This window comes from uncultured Corynebacterium sp., from assembly GCF_902782855.1.
Classification (GTDB): Bacteria; Actinomycetota; Actinomycetes; order Mycobacteriales; family Mycobacteriaceae; genus Corynebacterium.
Genome location: NZ_CACZOO010000096.1, coordinates 1 through 16,262, shown reverse-complemented (window position 1 = coordinate 16,262; position 16,262 = coordinate 1). Strand labels below are relative to the sequence as shown.

The window sequence follows — 16,262 nt, the reverse complement described above, 5'->3', positions numbered from 1 at the left end:
TGAGGACGATCGCCGCGATCGAGCCGGTCGTCACACCCGAGGCGAAGAAGACCTGCGCCCAGTCCGGGAAGACCTCCGCGATCCCCGGTTTGAAGGTGACCAGCATGCCCAGACCCATCGAGATGGTGAGGATGGTGGCGTTGCGGTTGTCGGTGAGATCGACCTTGCCGAGAGTCTGGATACCCACCAGGGCCACATTGGCGAACAGTGCCATGCTCGCCGCACCCAGGACCGGGGAGGGGATCGCCGAGACGATCGCCCCGGCCTTGGGGATCAGGCCGATGATGATCATGAGGACGCCGGCCGCGGCGACGACCCACCGCGAGCGGACCCTCGTCATGCGCACCAGGCCGACGTTCTGGGCGAAGCAGGTGTACGGGAAGGAGTTCATCACGCCGCCGAGGGTGGTGGACAGGCCGTCGGCGCGCAGCGCCCGGGCGATGTCCTCCCTGGTGGTGCGGCGTCCGACGATCTCGCCGGCGGCGAAGACGTCACCGGTGGACTCCACCATGGTGATCAGCATGACGATGATCATCGAGATCGCGCCGGTCAGGACGAACTCCGGGGCGCCGAAGTAGAACGGCGTGGTGAATCCGACCCAGTCGGAGGTGCCGACGTCGTCGAATCCGGCGTCCCCGAAACCGAAGGCCACGGCGGTGCCGACGACCAGTCCGACGAGGATCGACAAGGTGCCGAGGAAGCCCTTGAAGAAGCGCTGCATGACGATGATCACCGCGAGCGTGAGGCCGGCGTACGCCAGGTCCTTCGTCGCCGGTGTGCCCTCGGCGTAGTTCGTGAAGTCGTTCGCCGCGACCGAGAGCAGGGTGATACCCATCGTGGCGAGTACCGTGCCGATGACCACCGGCGGGAAGAACCGGATGAACCTCGCGAAGTACGGGGCGACGAGGAAGGTGAAGACGCCCGCGACGATGATCGAGCCGTAGACCGCCGGGAGGACGCCCACCCCGCCGTCCTCGTTGACCGCCAGACCGATGGCGACGATCGGTGCGACGGCCGTGGTCGTCACCCCCTGGATGATCGGCAGGCGCACCCCCACCTTCCAGAATCCGACCGACTGGATCAGCGTGGCGATACCGCAGGTGAACAGGTCGGCGTTGATGAGGTGGATCGTCGTCTTCGCGTCGAGGTTCAGCTGACCGGCGATGAGCAGCGGGACAACGACCGCCCCCGCGTAGAACGCCAGCAGGTGCTGGACGGACAACACCGCGAGCTTGCCGGCGGGCGGGACCCGGTCGACGGGATGCTTCTGCACGCTCTGCTGCCCTGTCGACGGGTCGGACGGGTCGGACGGGCCGGACGGGTCGGACGCTGTGGACGCTGCGGACGCGGGTGGGTTCATGGCGGGATCTCCGGTGATGGCCCGGTCGGCGGGTGCCCGGGCCGGGGCTGGGAAACGTCAGTGGTCCCCCGTGACGACCTGCGGATCGCGCAGGGCCGTGAACGGTGGACCGGGTTCGGACCCAGGGTAGTCCTGTGCCGGGCGCGCCCCGGAATCGTGGGCTGTCCGCCGGGCGGGCGGAGGGAGGTGGTTCCGGAGGGGGTACTACCATGTGTCCCCATGTCTGTTTCCGACCGTCCCACCCCTGACGGTGAGCCGAACGTCGCGCACACCGGCGCGCACAACACCCGCGCTGACGCGACCGTGGCCGGCCGGTACATCGAGATCTGGAACGACCTCGTCTCCGTACGGGACCTGACCTGGTCGATCGTGATCTGCGGCGGCACCACCGCCCTCGCCCTGGGCATCGCCACCGCGTTCCACTCCGACGAGTTCTTCTGGGGCCTGGGCGGCGCCGTCCTCGGGTTCACCATCTCCGCACTCGTGTTCACCCCGAAGCGCACCGTGACCGTCGGGCAGGATGTGCCGGACCTGCCCGACGGGCGGGGGGACGCCTGATGGATCCCGCACTCATGCTGCAGATGCTCATCGCCGCTCTCGCCGCGATCCTGCTCTACACCTTCATCGGCTTCATCCCCGGCACCGACGAAACCAGTGTCCTCGTCCCGGTGACCCTGGCCCTGGCACTCGCCGGAGTCGACCCGATGGTGCTGCTGACCTTCTTCATCGCCGCAGTCGTCACACTCAACCTCGCCAACGCGATCCCCACGGCACTGGTCGGGCTACCGGGTGGCGTCCTCTCCGCGCCGATGATGGAGCACTCCCTCCACCTCAAACGGGAGGGACGCGCCGCCGAGACGATCCGTAAGATGGCCGCCGGCAGTGCGGTCGGCACGGTCATCGCCATCCCGGTGAGTTTCGCCATCGCCTCCGCCATCGCCCCCTTCGCCGACACGCTGCGTGAACACGGCAACCTCATGTTCGTCGGCGGTGCGGTGCTCCTGTCACTGCTGGGCCGGAACCGGCTGCTCAACCTGCTGGCGATCATCCCGATGTCACTGCTGTTCCAGGGGCTGCTCTCGCTCTACCGGGACCGTGGCGTCATCCCCGAGGACGGGAACATCTCGATCTCCTTCTTCCTCGGCATCACCATCGGCCCCCTGCTCGTCTCCGTCCTCGGCCTGCTCAACAAGACCATTCGGGACGCCATGCCCCGACACGGCGCCCTGCGCGTCGACCTGGCGACGAAGACCGGCACCACCGGCCCGGCCGCCGCACTCAACCCCACGTCGATCCTCACCCGCAGTGAGACCACGCGCACCGCCCTGGCGTCCCTGGCCACCACGCCGCTGTTCTTCCTCTCCCCGGTGGGTCTGACCTTCCTCCTCGGCGAACTCGTCGCCGGACGCAGGGGGGACCGCACCGAGCGGGCGAACCGGGGTGTGGCGGGCATGAACGGCGTCGCCCACGCCAGCTACCTCTCCGGCACGATCATCCCGCTGCTCGCCGTCGGCATCCCGCTGTCCCCGGTGGCCATCGGACCGGCGCAGGCGTTGTTCAACGCGCCGCCGGCGTTCGATCTGGACAGTAATCTCCACCACACCCTGTCCACGGCGTCCTTCATGGTGGCGGTGGTCGTCGGGGCCCTGCTCGCACTGGTGCTGACCTACGTCATCGCGGTGCGTTACAGCTACCGGATCACGTATTTCGTCATGCGCTACATCGCGCATGAGGCAGTATTGGGACTGTTCATCGGGTTCATTCTGTTGCTCGCGTACCTCGACGCCGGCGTCGTCAACATCTTCGGCGTTTTGCTGGTGGGCGTCGCCTGCGGCACTCTGAACAAGTTGGGCGTGGGCTACGGCGTGCAGTTCATGACGCTGTACGCTTCCCCCTGGATCGTCCAGAATCTGCTGTAGCGAGAAAGGCTTCCGTGGCACCTCACGTCGGACACGGCCAGACTGTGGCCAAGATCATCCTCTTCGGGGAACACTCCGTGGTCTACGGGCACCCCGCCATCGCGATGCCGCTGCGCACGTTGCGCATGATCGCGCGTGTCGAGCCCACAGACGGCCCCGGCACCCTCTCCGGACTCGGCTGGTCGGGTCCCCTCAGCGAGGCGCCGACCCGGTTCTCCAGCATCGTGAAGGCAGCCGAGGTCGCCCTCGAGTTCGCCGGTCATCCCGGTGCCGGCCTGCGCATCACGACCGAGGCGGAGTTCCCGCCGGAGCGCGGCCTCGGATCCTCGGCCGCCGCCGCCGGCGCGGTCATCCGCGCGGTCCTGGACGCCTTCGACGCACCCGCCACGCCCCGTGAGCTCTTCGACCTCACCCAGGAGGCGGAGACCGTCGCGCACGGGCGTCCCTCCGGACTGGACGCCGTCGCCACCTCGGCGCAGGCCCCCGTCCATTTCCAGGCCGGCCGGGCCATGGACCTGGAGTTCAGCCCGGATGCCTGGATCGTCATCGCCGACTCGGGTGTGGAGGGCAGCACACGGGAGACCGTGGGCCACGTCCGCTCCCGTGTCGAGGCGGATCCGGCGACGGTCACCCCGCTGCTGGACCGGCTCGGCGCGATCACCGACGAGGTCGTCGTCGACCTGCGGACGGGTGACGTCGAGGGCATGGGCACCCGCATGACAGAGGCCCACGGCATCCTGGGCCGCCTGGGTGTCAGCAACGACCAGCTCGACGCCCTGGTTTCCGCCGCCCTCTCCGCCGGTGCACTGGGCGCCAAGCTGACCGGCGGCGGACGTGGTGGCTGCGTCATCGCGCTGGCCGCCACGGAGGAAAGCGCCGCACGCGTCGAGAAGGCTCTCGTGGACGTCGGCGCGCGCGGCACGTGGGTCCACGCCCCGGCCACCGGTCAGATGGCCGGGGAGGTCCTGCGGTGACGGATCTGCACAACCCGGCGACCGCAACCGCCCACGCGAACATCGCGCTGATCAAGTACTGGGGCAAAGCCGACGACGACCTCATCATCCCGGTCACCTCGTCACTGTCGTTGACCCTCGACGCCCTGTACACCACGACAACCGTCCGCTTCGGCACCGGTGGGGACGCAGACACCGCGACCCTCGACGGCGCACCGGTGACCGGCAAACCCCGTGACCGCATCGTCGCACTGCTCGACCTGGTGCGGCGGCGTGCCGGGATCACCGACCGGGCGGAGGTCACCTCGGTGAACACGGTGCCGACGGCGGCCGGTCTGGCGAGCTCCGCCTCCGGTTTCGCCGCCCTGGCCGGCGCCGCCGCGGTCGCCGCGGGCCTGGACCTGTCCGAGCGGGACCTGTCGCGGCTGGCGCGGCGCGGCTCGGGTTCGGCGTCCCGCTCGATCTTCGGTGGGCTGGCCGTGTGGCAAGCAGGTACCGGTGACGACTCCTCCTACGCCGAACCGGTGGCCGACCCGACGGGCATGGCCGACGATCTCGCGATGGTCGTCCTGGTCCTCGACGCGGGGGAGAAGTCCGTCCCGTCGCGCGAGGCCATGCGTCGGACGGTGCAGACCTCCCCGGACTACCGTCCGTGGGTCGAGGCGCACGCCGGGCACCTGGCGTCCGCCCTGGCGGCGGTGGAGCAGGGCGACCTGGAGCGGCTCGGCACGGTCGCCGAGATCAACGCCGCCGGGATGCACGCGACGATGAGGTCCGCCGTGCCGCCGGTGGAGTACCTCACCGTCCAGTCCCGTGCCGCACTCGACGCGGTGAAGACCCTGCGCGAGGAGGGGCTGCCGGCCTGGGCGACGATGGACGCCGGCCCGAACGTGAAAGTCCTCACCCGCGCATCCGAGGCGCCGACAGTGGACGCCCGGCTGCGGTCGATGCTGGCGGAGGTGGCGCCCGGCCTGTCGACGGTCGTGGCCTACGCCGGCCCCGGGCTGCAGGTCACCCGGGAGGTGGTCCGGTGAGCGGACTGTTCACCCACGCCGTCACCGAGGTCCGTGCCCCGGGCAAGCTGTACATCGCCGGGGAGTACGCGGTGGTCGAGCCCGGTTACCCGGCGGTGCTCATCGCCGTGGACCGCTACATCACCGTGCGGGTCAGCCCGGCCTCCGCGGACACCGGACACATCACCACCGACCAGAATGCGGGCAGTCGGCTGGAGTGGTACCGGCAGGGCAGTGACATGCTCATCGAGCCGGACCAGGACCAGTTCAGCTTTGTGCTGGCCGCGGTCCGTGTGGTGGAGGAGGCGGCTGTCGCCTTCGGCGTCCCGCTGCAGGTCTACGACCTGGACATCACCAGCGAGCTCGATGATGACTCGGGCCGCAAGTTCGGTCTCGGGTCCTCGGCCGCGGTGACCGTGGCGACGGTGCGCGCGTTGTGTGCGCACTACCGGCTCGACCTGACCCGCATGGAGCAGCTGAAACTGGCCTTGCTGGCCAGTATCGAGGTGCAGCGTTCCGGGTCCGGCGGTGACGTCGCGGCCTCGATGTTCGGCGGCTGGATCGCCTACACCTCCTTTGACCGTGACTGGGCCCGTGGTCAGCGCGAACAGCGGGAACTGGTGGAACTGGTGAAGTCGGAGTGGCCGGGGCTGTCGGTGCGTGCCGTGACACCGCCGGAGTCGCTGCGGTTGCTCGTCGGGTGGACCGGGTCGCCGGCATCCACCTCGCGTCTGGTCGGGGACGTGCAGTCCAACAAGCGGGGGGACGCCGCATGGTCCTACGCGCGGTTCCTTGCGGACTCCCGCGAGTGTGTGGAGTCCTTCGTCGCCTCGCTGGACGCGGCGGACACCGGGGGAGTGTTCGCCGGGATCCGGCGCAACCGGGCCCTGCTGCGCGAGCTCGGGGAGCACACCGGGACCACCATCGAGACGCCCACGCTGCGTCGGCTGATCGAGTCCGCGGAGGACCACGGCGGTGCGGCGAAGACCTCGGGCGCCGGCGGCGGTGACTGCGGGATCGTGCTCATCGGGGAGAACGCGGACATCGACGGCCTGCTGGCGGTGTGGGAGCGGGCGGACATCCGGTTGCTCAGCCTGCACCAGCACCGACCCGACCGGGGGGTGTGACATGGCGATCTCACGTGACACCCTCGGTGGTGGGCGCAAGGACGAGCACGTCCGCCTGGCGGAGGAGCTCCGGGAGCTGCGGGAGCTGCGCGAGCAGCGGGAGCCGGGGGAGCCCGGGGACGCGGTGCCCGGCACCGGTCGGCAGGGCGTGTGGGACGACGTGCGTTTCCTGCACCACTCCTTCCCCGGGGTGGACCTCGACGGGGTCAGCCTGGAGACCGCCGTGTGCGGCCGGGACTGGGCGGTGCCCTTCTACATCAACGCGATGACCGGCGGGTCGGAGAAGACCGCGCTGATCAACGCCGATCTGGCCCGTGCCGCCGCAGCGACCGGGGTGGCTATGGCGACGGGGTCGGCGTCCCCCGCGCTGAAGGACCCCTCGTTGGCGCACTCCTTCGCGGTCGTGCGTGAGCATGCGCCGGACGCGTTCCTGTTCGCCAACGTCAGCCCGGAGATGACCGTGGCACAGTCACGGGACGCGGTGGGTTTCCTCGACGCGGACGCCCTGCAGGTGCACGTGAATCCGGCGCAGGAGCTGGTCATGCCCGAGGGTGACCGGGACTTCACCTGTTGGCTCGACCGGCTGGAGTCGATTGTCGAGGGTGTCGATGTGCCGGTGGTCGTCAAGGAGGTCGGTTTCGGGCTGTCCGCCCGGTCCGCTGCCGAGGTCGTGGAGCGCGGTGTGCGCACCATCGACGTCAGCGGTCGGGGCGGGACGAACTTCATCGACATCGAGAACCGTCGACGGGACAGGCAGGAGTTCGCCTACCTCTCGGGGTGGGGCCAGACCGCGGCGGAGTGCCTGCTGGATCTGCGGGCCACACCGGTGGTTGTGCCCGGTGACGGGTCTTCGGTGGAGCCGGTGCAGGTGCTGGCGTCCGGCGGGGTCGCCACGCCGCTGGATGTGGTGCGTGCCCTGGCTCTCGGAGCCTCGGCGGTGGGGGTCTCCGGGCATTTCCTGCATGTGCTCATGACGTCCGGGCTGGAGGCGTTGATCGAGGAGATCACCGGGTGGATCTCCCAGGTGCGGACGTTGATGACGCTGCTGGGTGCCGGTTCCGTCGCGGAGCTGCGTGAGGTCGATGTGCTGGTCACCGGGCGCACGGCCGAGTTCGCACGGCTGCGCGGTGTGGACCTGGGGGCGCTGGCGCGGCGCAGCTGAGTTGCCTCCGGGGCGCTCAGCGGTCGACCACCACCCGGTCCGACAGCCGGTACGGGCGGGTCTCGACCAGCCCGGAGATCTCCTGGCGGATGCGGTGGACCACGGTGCGCACCGCGATCCTGCTCTCCTCCTCCCCGTAGACCTCTGCGGCGAGCTCACGGGCGCTGAGCCCGGTCGGGTGCGCCGCAAGCGCTGAGATGACGGCGGCGCGGCGCCCGCTGAGGGTGTGCGACCACGACCTGCCGGGACCGTCGACGAGGACCTCACACCGGGCGCCCCGCAGCGTCACCCGCACCCGGGTCTCCACCGCGGTGGCGTCACCGCAGGGGACGAGCAGCCAGCCGCCGGTGACCGGCACCGCCTCCACCGTCCCGATCCGGTCGACGACGAGCGGACCGTCGAGCCTGTCCGGCAGGGTCACGCGCCGCGGCAGTGTCACGCCGCTCGCCGCGGCCACCCATCCCCACCGGTCGACAGCCGCCCACGCACCGGCGGACACCGACCTCCCCGCGACGGTGGCGGCGAGGTCGTCGAGGCTGCGCCGGTGCATCTCACGCAGCTCCAGTTCCGCCTGCCGCGCCAGACTGGTGGCCAGGACGATGGCGCTGGAGTGTGCGTCACCGGTGCGGCAGGACAGGTTGATGACGCCGATGGTGCGCCTGCTCCGGGGATCGGTCACCGGTGCGCCCGCGCAGCTCCACGAGTGCTGGTTGACGCAGAAATGCTCGGGTCCGTGCACGTGGACCGGGTTGAGACAGGTGAGTGCGGTGCCGATCCCGTTGGTGCCGACCACCCGCTCGGACCAGTCGCAGCCGGGGGCGAAGTGCAGTCCGTCGGCCTGCCGGCGCATCGACCGGCTGCCACCACGCCACACCACACGTGCCGCGGAGTCCGCGAGGACCAGCAGGGTACGGTCGTCGGCGAGCAGTGTGTCGAGCTGATGCCGGAGCACCGGGAGCAGGGAGGTCAGTGAGGCTGCGTCACCGGAGTCACCGGCGGCACCTGCGGCACCTGCGGTGCCGGCGGTGCTGCCGTGTCCCGGGGTGAGGGGGTCGTCGAAGCGCCATCCGTCGTTGTCGGGGTGCAGCCCCCGGCGCATGCTCCGTTGCCAGGATTCCTCGATGACGCGGCGGGGGCGTGCGACGGGGGGCCTTCCCGATGTGACGTCGGTGTGGATCGACTCGAGCAGCGAGAGGTACTCGAGTGGGTCGTCTCCGCCGTCGAACGCCGTCTCGAAAGATCGCATGGCGGTGATTTTACCTTCGCCGGCGATAGCGCCCGGTCGGCTCACCCGTTCAGGGGTGGTTGCACAACGTTGCAGTACCCCCAACGCCGCAGGATATGTCCGTTTTTCTGTGGCACAGGACACAGTCCACCCCTGTCCGTGGGCGATGGAGTGATTAGCGTCGGAGAGGAAGCCCCCGGGAGACGTCCGGGAGCGATCCACAACGCGAAGGGAGGCCGACGACCATGAGTCCGACCACCAACACCCGCACCGGGCGGGCAAGGACGACCGCAGCGTCGAAGAAGAGGTCCGGCAGGACCACACAGTCCGGCACAGCCCCGTACCCGACCGAGGAACTCCTCGGCGCCTACCGGCGGATGAGTGAGATCCGGGCGTTCGAGGACCGGCTGCACAAGGAGAACGAGACCGGCGACATCCCCGGTTTCATCCACCTGTACGCCGGTGAGGAGGCCATCGCCGTCGGCGTGTGCGATGAGCTGCGTCCGACCGACTACATCGCCTCCACCCACCGCGGCCACGGTCACTGCCTGGCCAAGGGCTGTGACATCCGGGCGATGATGTGCGAGATCTTCGGCCGCGCCGAGGGGCTCGGCCGGGGTAAGGGCGGATCGATGCACATCGCCGACCTCTCCGTCGGCATGCTCGGTGCCAACGGAATCGTCGGCGGTGGCCCGCCGCTGGTCACCGGTGCCGCGCTGACCGCGAAGACGCTCGGCACCGACGGCGTGGCCGTGTCCTTCACCGGCGACGGCGGCTCCAACCAGGGCCTCGTCTTCGAGGCGATGAACATGGCGGTCGTGTTGCAGCTGCCCGTCATCTTCGTCTACGAGAACAACGGCATGGGTGAGGCCACGGGCGCGGACTTCTCCGTCGGCTCCCACGACATCTCCGCCCGGGCCGCGGCCTTCGGCATGCCGGCGGTGAAGGTCGACGGCACCGACTACCTTGCGGTGCGTGAGGCTGCGGCCGAGGCCGTCGCGCGGGCCCGCTCCGGTGGCGGCCCCTCCGTGATCGAGGCGTCCGCGATCCGTTTCTACGGGCACTTCGAGGGCGACGCCAACCTCTACCGCACCCCGGAGCAGATCAAGGAGTACAAGGCGACGAAGGACCCGCTGCTGATCTTCCGGAAGAAGCAGGAAGGTGTGATCGACGCCGCCGAGCTCGACGCCATCGACGCGGCCGCCGTCGATGAGGTGGACGCCGCCGTGGCCTACGCGCGCGCCGCCGCATGGCCGGACCCCTCCGAGGTGCTCACCGATGTCTACGCGTCCTACTGATTCCCCGGTGGCGTCGGCCGGTGGGCCGGCCTGCACCGGATGTACCACAGCGAACGAAGTGAACGAGGAGAGACGGTAATGAGCAAGAAGAGTTTCCGCGAGGGCATCCGGATGGCGATGGCCGACGCGATGCGCGAGGACGAGAGGGTCGTCCTCATCGGTGAGGACCTGCGTGGCGGCAAGGGCGGCACCAACCCGGACCCCACCGTCGAGGCCTTCGGTGGCGTCTTCGGTGTGACGCAGGGCCTGTGGACCGAATTCGGTGACGACCGGGTGATCGACACCCCGATCACCGAGTCCGCGATCCTAGGTATGGCGGCCGGTGCCGCGGCGACCGGGCTGCGTCCGGTGGCGGAGCTGATGTTCATGGACTTCTTCGGCGTCGCCTACGACATGATCTACAACCAGGCCGCGAAGTTCCGCTACATGTTCGGCGGCAAGGCGACGACCCCGCTGGTGGTGCGCGGCATCATCGGCGCCGGGGTGGGGGCCGCGGCCCAGCACTCCAATTCGCCGTACAACCTCTTCACCTCCACCGCGGGGGTGAAGGTCGTCGTGCCGTCGAACGCCTACGACGCGCGCGGTCTGCTGCTGCAGTCGATCCGGGACGACGACCCGGTGATCTTCTGTGAGCACAAGGCGATCTACGACATGAAGACCGAGATGCCGGACGAGCCGTACACGATCCCGCTGGGCATCGCGAACTACACCCGGCAGGGCACCGACGTGACCATCGTCGCGCTCGGCAACCTCGTCAACACCGCGAACACGGTCGCCGACAAGCTCGCCAAGGAGGGCATCTCGGTGGAGGTCGTCGACCCGCGCACCACCAGCCCGCTGGACGAGGAGGGGATCCTGGAGTCCGTCGCCTCGACCGGCCGGGTCGTCGTCGCCGACGAGTCCGCGGCCCGCTGCGGTTTCGGCCACGATGTCACCGCACTGATCGCCACGCAGGCCTTCGACTCACTGCGGGCCCCGGTCCAGCTGATCGTGCCGCCGCATTCCCCGGTGCCCTTCTCCACCCCGCTGGAGCAGGCCTGGGTTCCGAGCGCAGGCCGTATCGAGGACGCCGTGCGCAAGGTCATGGAGGTGTGAGATGAGCACCATCAGAGCCATCGAGATCCCCAAATGGGGCATGACCATGTCGGAGGGGACGGTCGACGAATGGCACCTCGCCGAGGGCGATTCCTTCGCCGAGGGTGACCTGCTCGTCGCGATCGAGTCCACCAAGGTCATGAACGACCTGGCGGCGGGCTTCGACGGCGTGCTGCGGCGCATCGTCGCCCACACCGGCGACGTTCTGCCGGTCGGTGCCCTCATCGGGGTCTCGGCCGACCCGTCGGTGCCGGAGGCGGAGATCGACGCCTTCATCGCCGAGCGGTCGCCGGGCGCCGGAGACGCCGGGGACGCCGGGGACGCGGCTGCGCCTGAGGCCGAGGCTGCACCGGCTGCCGCGGCTCCTGAGCCTTCTCGGGCCGCCGCACCCGCCCCGACCCCCGCGGCTGCGGCACCGGCACCGGCACAGTCAGCTGCACCGTCAGCTGCACCGGCACCGGCGGCGCCTGCGGCGTCTGCCACCGAGGTCGTCGTGCCGGAGTCGCTGCGCGGGACCACCGCCGACGACGTCTTCGCCACACCCCACGCCCTCGCCTTCGCCCGCGACCACGGCATCGACCTGGCCGCGGTCACCGGCTCCGGGCGGGGTGGACGGGTCAGTCTCGCCGACGTGGAGGACGCCGTCACCGCCGCCGGCGGGTCCGTCCCCGCGAAGCCCGGCGCCACCCGGTCGGGCACCCCGCTGCGCTCCACCGCCGACGATTCCGGTGTGGACGCCACCCCGGTCGCCCGCCGACTCGCCGGAGAGCTCGGGATCAACCTCAACGACTGCCGGGCCACCGGCCGGTTGGGCCGGGTCTGCGTCCCCGATGTCGAGGAGGCCGCGCGCCGCTTCGGTGCCGGCGACGCGACCACCGGTGCGGACGCGTCCGCGGCGGGGAACGCGGCGTCCGTCGCGTCCTCCCTGTCCTCGCCGGACGCAGCACCGGCGAACACGCCGGAGGCTGTGCCCTTCACCGGGATGCGGCAGGCGATCGCGACCCGGCTGCAGCAGTCGGCGCAGACCTCACCGCACTTCCGGGTCAACCAGGAGGTGCAGATCGACGCCCTGCTCGCCCTGCGCAAGCAGGTCAACGACACGGTGCCCGGGGTGAAGATCTCGGTCAACGACCTGGTCATCAAGGCTGTCGCCACCGCTCTGGTCCGCGTCCCGGAGGTCAACGTCCAGTTCGACGAGGCCAGCCGAACCGTGCTGAAGTTCCCCTCGGCCGACATCTCCGTCGCCGTCTCCGTGGACGCCGGACTGATCACCCCGATCGTGCGCGCCGCGGACCGCAAGTCGCTGTCGCAGATCTCCGGTGAGGTCCGTGACCTGGCGATGAAGGCGAAGGCCGGCAACCTGCAGCCCGACGAGTTCCAGGGCGGCACCTTCACCGTCTCGAACCTCGGGATGTACGGGGTGAGCTCCTTCGACGCGATCATCAACCCGCCGCAGGCGGCGATCCTCGCCGTCGGTGCCGGGGTGAGGAAGCCCGTGGTGCTCGACGACGGGTCGGTGGAACCACGCACGGTGATGACCGTGAGCATCGCCGCCGACCACCGCGTCATCGACGGTGCCCTGGCCGCGACCTTCGTCGGCGAGCTCAAGGGCATCCTCGAGCAGCCTGCGCAGATGCTGGTCTAGGGGGACGTGATGAGCGGGAAAACTCCTCTGCAGCAGCAGGCCGACCGGTTCGACGTCATCGTCGTCGGTGCCGGACCCGGCGGGTATGTCGCGGCGATCCGTGCCGCCCAGCACGGGTTGCGTGTCGCGGTCGTGGAACGTGGCGAGCTCGGCGGCGTGTGCTCCAACGTGGGCTGCATCCCCACCAAGGCGATGCTCCACGGTGCCGATGTCGCCCACGAGATCGCCACGGCCGGGGCCCTCGGGTTCAGTGTCGGTGAGGTGTCCTTCGACATCTCGGGGCTGGTGGACCACAGTCGGCAGGTCGTCGGCCAGCTCACCGCGGGTATCCGTGGTCTGCTGGACGCCAACGGTGTGGAGATCGTCGCCGGTAACGCCACCGTCCCGGCGAAGGGTGTGGTGGCCGTGTCCGGTGCCGACGGTGCCGGAACGCGTGAGCTGCACTCCGACCACATCATCCTCGCCACCGGGGCGCGGCCGCGGTCGATCCCCGGGGTGGAGCCCGACGGTGACCGGGTGTGGACCTCCACCGAGGCGCTGCGCCCTACCTCGTTGCCGGAATCGTTGCTGATCATCGGCTCCGGTGCGATCGGTGCCGAGTTCGCGAGCCTGTACCGGGACCTCGGGACGTCGGTGACCCTCGTCGAGGCGCTGCCCGGGATCCTCCCCGCGGAGGACGCCGAGGTTTCCGCCTTCGTGGCCGGACAGTTCCGGGCGCGCGGCATCGACGTGCAGACGTCGGTGTCGGTGACCTCGGTCGTTCCGGACGAGTCCGGGGTGACGACCACGTTCACCACCTCCGACGGGGCGTCCCGCACGGTGGTGACCGAGCGGGTGCTGGTCGCCACCGGTGTGGCCCCGAATTCCGAGGGCCTCGGCCTGGAGGCGCTCGGTGCCCGGCTGAACCGGGGTTTCGTCGAGACCGACCAGTGGTGCCGGACCGGTGTGGCCGGGCTGTACGCCATCGGTGACCTCGCCGGTGGGCCGTGCCTGGCGCACAAGGCGAGCCATGAGGCGGTGCTGTGCGTCGACCACATCGTCGGCGAGGCACGGGTCAGCCCGCTGGACCGGGACTTCGTGCCCGGCTGCACCTACAGTCGGCCGCAGGTCGCGAGCATCGGACTGACCGAGGCGCAGGCCCGTGCCACGGGTCGGGAGCTGCGGGTCGGCAAGTTCAACCTCGCCGGCAACGGCAAGGCCCTGGCGCTCGGCTCGCCGGAGGGTTTCGTGAAGACCGTCTTCGACGGTGCGACCGGCGAACTCCTCGGCGCTCACCTGGTCGGGCCGGACGTCACGGAGATGGTGCAGGGCTTCGGGGTGGCGCACTCGCTGCACGCCACGGCCGAGGACCTGGCGGAGGTGGTCTTCCCTCATCCGACGGTCTCCGAGGCGATCCACGAGTCCGTGCTGGATTCGCTGGACCGGGTGATTCACTGGCCGCCGGCGCGGAAGTAGGTCCTCCGGCAAAGTACCGGTCGTGGCGTTGCCGCGGCCGGTACTTCCGTGTCCGGGGTACCACCTCAGGGGTGCCATGTCCGGGGCGCCACGTCCGGCGTCCGGTTACGCTGAGCGTCATGACCGCGAACTTCTGGACCGTCTCCGACCTGCACCTGGGGCACCGGCTGGTGTCTGAGCTGCGCGGTTTCGCCGACGCCGACGAGCACGACCGGGTGGTACTCGACCATCTGCGCGAGGTCCCGGACGGCGCCACGCTGCTGTGCCTGGGGGATATTTCGGTGCGCAGGGACGCCTATGCGCTCGACCGGCTCGGCGTCCTCAAGGCGGAGAAGGACCTGACGATGTGGCTGGTCCCCGGCAACCACGACCGGGTCCACCCGATGTTCGGGTGGGATTCTGTGGCGGAGTGGACACCGCGCTACCGGGAGGTCTTCGACGTTATCGCGCTGGACCTGCAGGTCAGTGTCCGGCACTGGCAGGTGTTGATGACGCACATCCCCCGGGCATCGGGGAAGGACGCGGTGAAGGACCCGCACCAGACCCCGAAGCTGGCGCGGTGGGCGGGGCGTGAGGGGTTCGACTGCACCGTCCACGGGCACACGCATTCGTCGGTGCCGGTGACCCGCAAGCACGTGAACCTCAGTCTGGAGGCGACGGGGTTGCGTCCGGTGTCGCCGTCGCAGCTGGAGGCGCTGGTGGCGCAGGCGGTGCGGATGTAATGGGTGGGGCGGTGGAAATAGACGATGCCAGGCGGGAGCGGCTGGAGGCCTTCGGTCGGTCCTTCGCGTCCGCGGATGAGACGTACTGGGACGAGTTCCACCTGTGGGACGCGGCGCTGGCGGACGGCTTGGCTGATGGCGGCACCGGCGAGTGAGCTGGGGGCTTTCCGGCGCTGCACCGAGGCGGAGTCAGGCAGAAGTGAGTAGTTCCTTGAGCTGATGGTGCTCCACGGGGAGCGCCTCGGTTCCGGACTCGCGGAAAATCCGCTCAGCATCTGCGACGACGTTAGTGAGGACGGTCCGGGTTTGTGCGGTCACGATGGCGGGGTCCGACAATCGAGGGAGTGCCCGAAGGTAGTCTGTTGTCCACTCCTGGATCTGGCGATCGGTGAGTGGGGTGGTCCGCTCCCGGGTGACGGCCTCGGCTGCGGCGGTGCCGTTGGAACCGGCGTAGAGCGGGTGGCCCTGACGGTCATAGACCTCGATGGTGTCGACGGACCCGTTGATTGTGGCGAGTCCGGAGACCATGCCGTGGCAGGCGGTGGTGTGGGAGCGCTCCGTTGTCCACCGCGGGAAGGCGTCGGTGTCGATACCGGCGAGGTACCGGGAGACGATGCCCAGACGGCTGACCTCCTCGTGGACGGCGAGGGCAGCGACGGCGACAGCGAATCCTGTGTCGTGGAACAGTTGCGCGGTCTCACTGACCTGCTTCGGGTTGGTCAGGGTGTTCTCGATGATGATGTTGTAGCGGTGCTGCCTGCAGTGATCGATGACACCGGACATCCAGAACCCGACCGGCCCGTTGGACAGAACGTCCATGCGCTGAGGATCGCGCTCCATGATGTCCGGCATGGCGGGGTGGTTGAGGCGCAGAACGTCCGAATCAAGGACGACTGCCGGGGTATCCAGTGCGGCGGAGATCCGGTCGATGGTGCGGGACTTTCCCGCGGCGGGTTGTCCCGTGACGACAACGAGTGTGGGGGAGGGGGATGCGCTGTGGGGCGTATCCACGTCGAGGAGCAGATCCGCCAGTATCGGTTCCTGAGCGCTCTGCGACACCGGGAAATCTGCTGCGCTGAGTTGATCGACCATCGGTCAGGCCTGGAGGTCCGCGGCGAGCCCGCCGATACGCTCGAACTCGGCGTGAATCTTCCGGGTGCGGTTGATGAGGTCGTCCCGGTCGGTGTCGACGGCTCCACGGACGTACTGGTCGAGGGCGGTGCGTTGGGATTCCCACCATTGGCGATCACTGGGGTTCGTGGCGGAGCGGACACGATTCGAGTAGGCG

16 protein-coding genes are annotated in these 16,262 nt (G+C 69.6%); 12 read left to right on the top strand and 4 right to left on the bottom strand.

The window, feature by feature from the left end:
• The coding region (locus QZV72_RS04550; RefSeq protein ID WP_297005799.1) for a nucleobase:cation symporter-2 family protein at positions 1–1,360 on the bottom strand (1,360 nt) is incomplete at its 3' end.
• 219 nt (positions 1,361–1,579) lie between these two features.
• Here QZV72_RS04550 and QZV72_RS04545 point away from each other — a divergent pair.
• The 6 genes from QZV72_RS04545 to fni are packed head-to-tail and all read left to right on the top strand — an operon-like array spanning position 1,580 to position 7,534.
• Entirely contained in the window at positions 1,580–1,918 is a 339-nt protein-coding gene (locus tag QZV72_RS04545) for a hypothetical protein (RefSeq protein WP_297005797.1), read from the top strand.
• The gene (locus tag QZV72_RS04540; RefSeq protein WP_297005796.1) at positions 1,918–3,279 is read left to right on the top strand and encodes a tripartite tricarboxylate transporter permease; all 1,362 of its coding nucleotides are present in this window, start codon (positions 1,918–1,920) and stop codon (positions 3,277–3,279) included. Before QZV72_RS04545 ends, QZV72_RS04540 begins: the two co-directional genes overlap by 1 nt.
• A 14-nt stretch (positions 3,280–3,293) precedes the next feature.
• Positions 3,294–4,253, top strand: coding sequence for a mevalonate kinase (gene mvk, locus QZV72_RS04535; RefSeq protein WP_297005794.1), 960 nt, complete (start codon positions 3,294–3,296; stop codon positions 4,251–4,253).
• Positions 4,250–5,266, top strand: coding sequence for a diphosphomevalonate decarboxylase (mvaD, locus tag QZV72_RS04530; protein WP_297005792.1), 1,017 nt, complete (start codon positions 4,250–4,252; stop codon positions 5,264–5,266). Before mvk ends, mvaD begins: the two co-directional genes overlap by 4 nt.
• A complete protein-coding gene (locus tag QZV72_RS04525; RefSeq protein ID WP_297005790.1) occupies positions 5,263–6,372 on the top strand; it encodes a phosphomevalonate kinase in 1,110 nt (369 codons plus the stop codon). Before mvaD ends, QZV72_RS04525 begins: the two co-directional genes overlap by 4 nt.
• Position 6,373: 1 nt before the next feature.
• The gene (gene fni / locus QZV72_RS04520; RefSeq protein ID WP_297005789.1) at positions 6,374–7,534 is read left to right on the top strand and encodes a type 2 isopentenyl-diphosphate Delta-isomerase; all 1,161 of its coding nucleotides are present in this window, start codon (positions 6,374–6,376) and stop codon (positions 7,532–7,534) included.
• 16 nt (positions 7,535–7,550) lie between these two features.
• Here the strand turns inward: fni and QZV72_RS04515 are convergent, their stop codons facing one another.
• The gene (locus QZV72_RS04515; RefSeq protein ID WP_297005787.1) at positions 7,551–8,780 is read right to left on the bottom strand and encodes a GAF domain-containing protein; all 1,230 of its coding nucleotides are present in this window, start codon (positions 8,778–8,780) and stop codon (positions 7,551–7,553) included.
• 356 nt (positions 8,781–9,136) lie between these two features.
• On the opposite strand from QZV72_RS04515, the gene QZV72_RS04510 reads away from it, so the two are divergent.
• The 6 genes from QZV72_RS04510 to QZV72_RS04485 all read left to right on the top strand — a co-directional run bounded on the left by QZV72_RS04510 (position 9,137) and on the right by QZV72_RS04485 (position 15,129).
• Entirely contained in the window at positions 9,137–10,057 is a 921-nt protein-coding gene (locus tag QZV72_RS04510) for a thiamine pyrophosphate-dependent dehydrogenase E1 component subunit alpha (protein ID WP_297005801.1), read from the top strand.
• 78 nt (positions 10,058–10,135) lie between these two features.
• Positions 10,136–11,152 carry an alpha-ketoacid dehydrogenase subunit beta gene (locus tag QZV72_RS04505; protein ID WP_297005785.1) on the top strand — a complete coding sequence of 339 codons (1,017 nt, stop codon included), beginning with the start codon at positions 10,136–10,138 and terminating at the stop codon, positions 11,150–11,152.
• Between the two features lies 1 nt (position 11,153).
• Complete coding sequence (locus QZV72_RS04500) at positions 11,154–12,797, top strand: 2-oxo acid dehydrogenase subunit E2 (RefSeq protein WP_297005783.1); 1,644 nt, start codon at positions 11,154–11,156, stop codon at positions 12,795–12,797.
• Between the two features lie 9 nt (positions 12,798–12,806).
• The gene (lpdA, locus tag QZV72_RS04495; protein ID WP_297005782.1) at positions 12,807–14,252 is read left to right on the top strand and encodes a dihydrolipoyl dehydrogenase; all 1,446 of its coding nucleotides are present in this window, start codon (positions 12,807–12,809) and stop codon (positions 14,250–14,252) included.
• Positions 14,253–14,371: 119 nt separating this feature from the next.
• Positions 14,372–14,974, top strand: a complete 603-nt coding sequence (locus tag QZV72_RS04490; protein WP_297005781.1) for a metallophosphoesterase — start codon at positions 14,372–14,374, stop codon at positions 14,972–14,974.
• A gap of 11 nt (positions 14,975–14,985) precedes the next feature.
• Entirely contained in the window at positions 14,986–15,129 is a 144-nt protein-coding gene (locus QZV72_RS04485; RefSeq protein ID WP_297005779.1) for a hypothetical protein, read from the top strand.
• Positions 15,130–15,163: 34 nt separating this feature from the next.
• On the opposite strand, the gene QZV72_RS04480 is transcribed toward QZV72_RS04485, so the two are convergent.
• Positions 15,164–16,033 (bottom strand): zeta toxin family protein, encoded by an 870-nt coding sequence (locus QZV72_RS04480; protein WP_297005777.1) that lies wholly within the window; start codon positions 16,031–16,033, stop codon positions 15,164–15,166.
• A gap of 36 nt (positions 16,034–16,069) precedes the next feature.
• On the bottom strand, positions 16,070–16,262 hold a 193-nt coding region (locus QZV72_RS04475), incomplete at its 5' end, for a hypothetical protein (protein ID WP_297005774.1).

What these genes read in the sequence shown, in the direction of transcription:
- QZV72_RS04515 (WP_297005787.1), bottom strand. Translation starts at nt 8,780, where the DNA reads ATGCGATCTTTCGAGACGGCGTTCGACGGCGGAGACGACCCACTCGAG.
- QZV72_RS04545 (WP_297005797.1), top strand. Translation starts at nt 1,580, where the DNA reads ATGTCTGTTTCCGACCGTCCCACCCCTGACGGTGAGCCGAACGTCGCG.
- QZV72_RS04510 (WP_297005801.1), top strand. Translation starts at nt 9,137, where the DNA reads ATGAGTGAGATCCGGGCGTTCGAGGACCGGCTGCACAAGGAGAACGAG.
- lpdA (WP_297005782.1), top strand. Translation starts at nt 12,807, where the DNA reads ATGAGCGGGAAAACTCCTCTGCAGCAGCAGGCCGACCGGTTCGACGTC.
- fni (WP_297005789.1), top strand. Translation starts at nt 6,374, where the DNA reads ATGGCGATCTCACGTGACACCCTCGGTGGTGGGCGCAAGGACGAGCAC.
- QZV72_RS04505 (WP_297005785.1), top strand. Translation starts at nt 10,136, where the DNA reads ATGAGCAAGAAGAGTTTCCGCGAGGGCATCCGGATGGCGATGGCCGAC.
- QZV72_RS04490 (WP_297005781.1), top strand. Translation starts at nt 14,372, where the DNA reads ATGACCGCGAACTTCTGGACCGTCTCCGACCTGCACCTGGGGCACCGG.
- QZV72_RS04540 (WP_297005796.1), top strand. Translation starts at nt 1,918, where the DNA reads ATGGATCCCGCACTCATGCTGCAGATGCTCATCGCCGCTCTCGCCGCG.
- QZV72_RS04500 (WP_297005783.1), top strand. Translation starts at nt 11,154, where the DNA reads ATGAGCACCATCAGAGCCATCGAGATCCCCAAATGGGGCATGACCATG.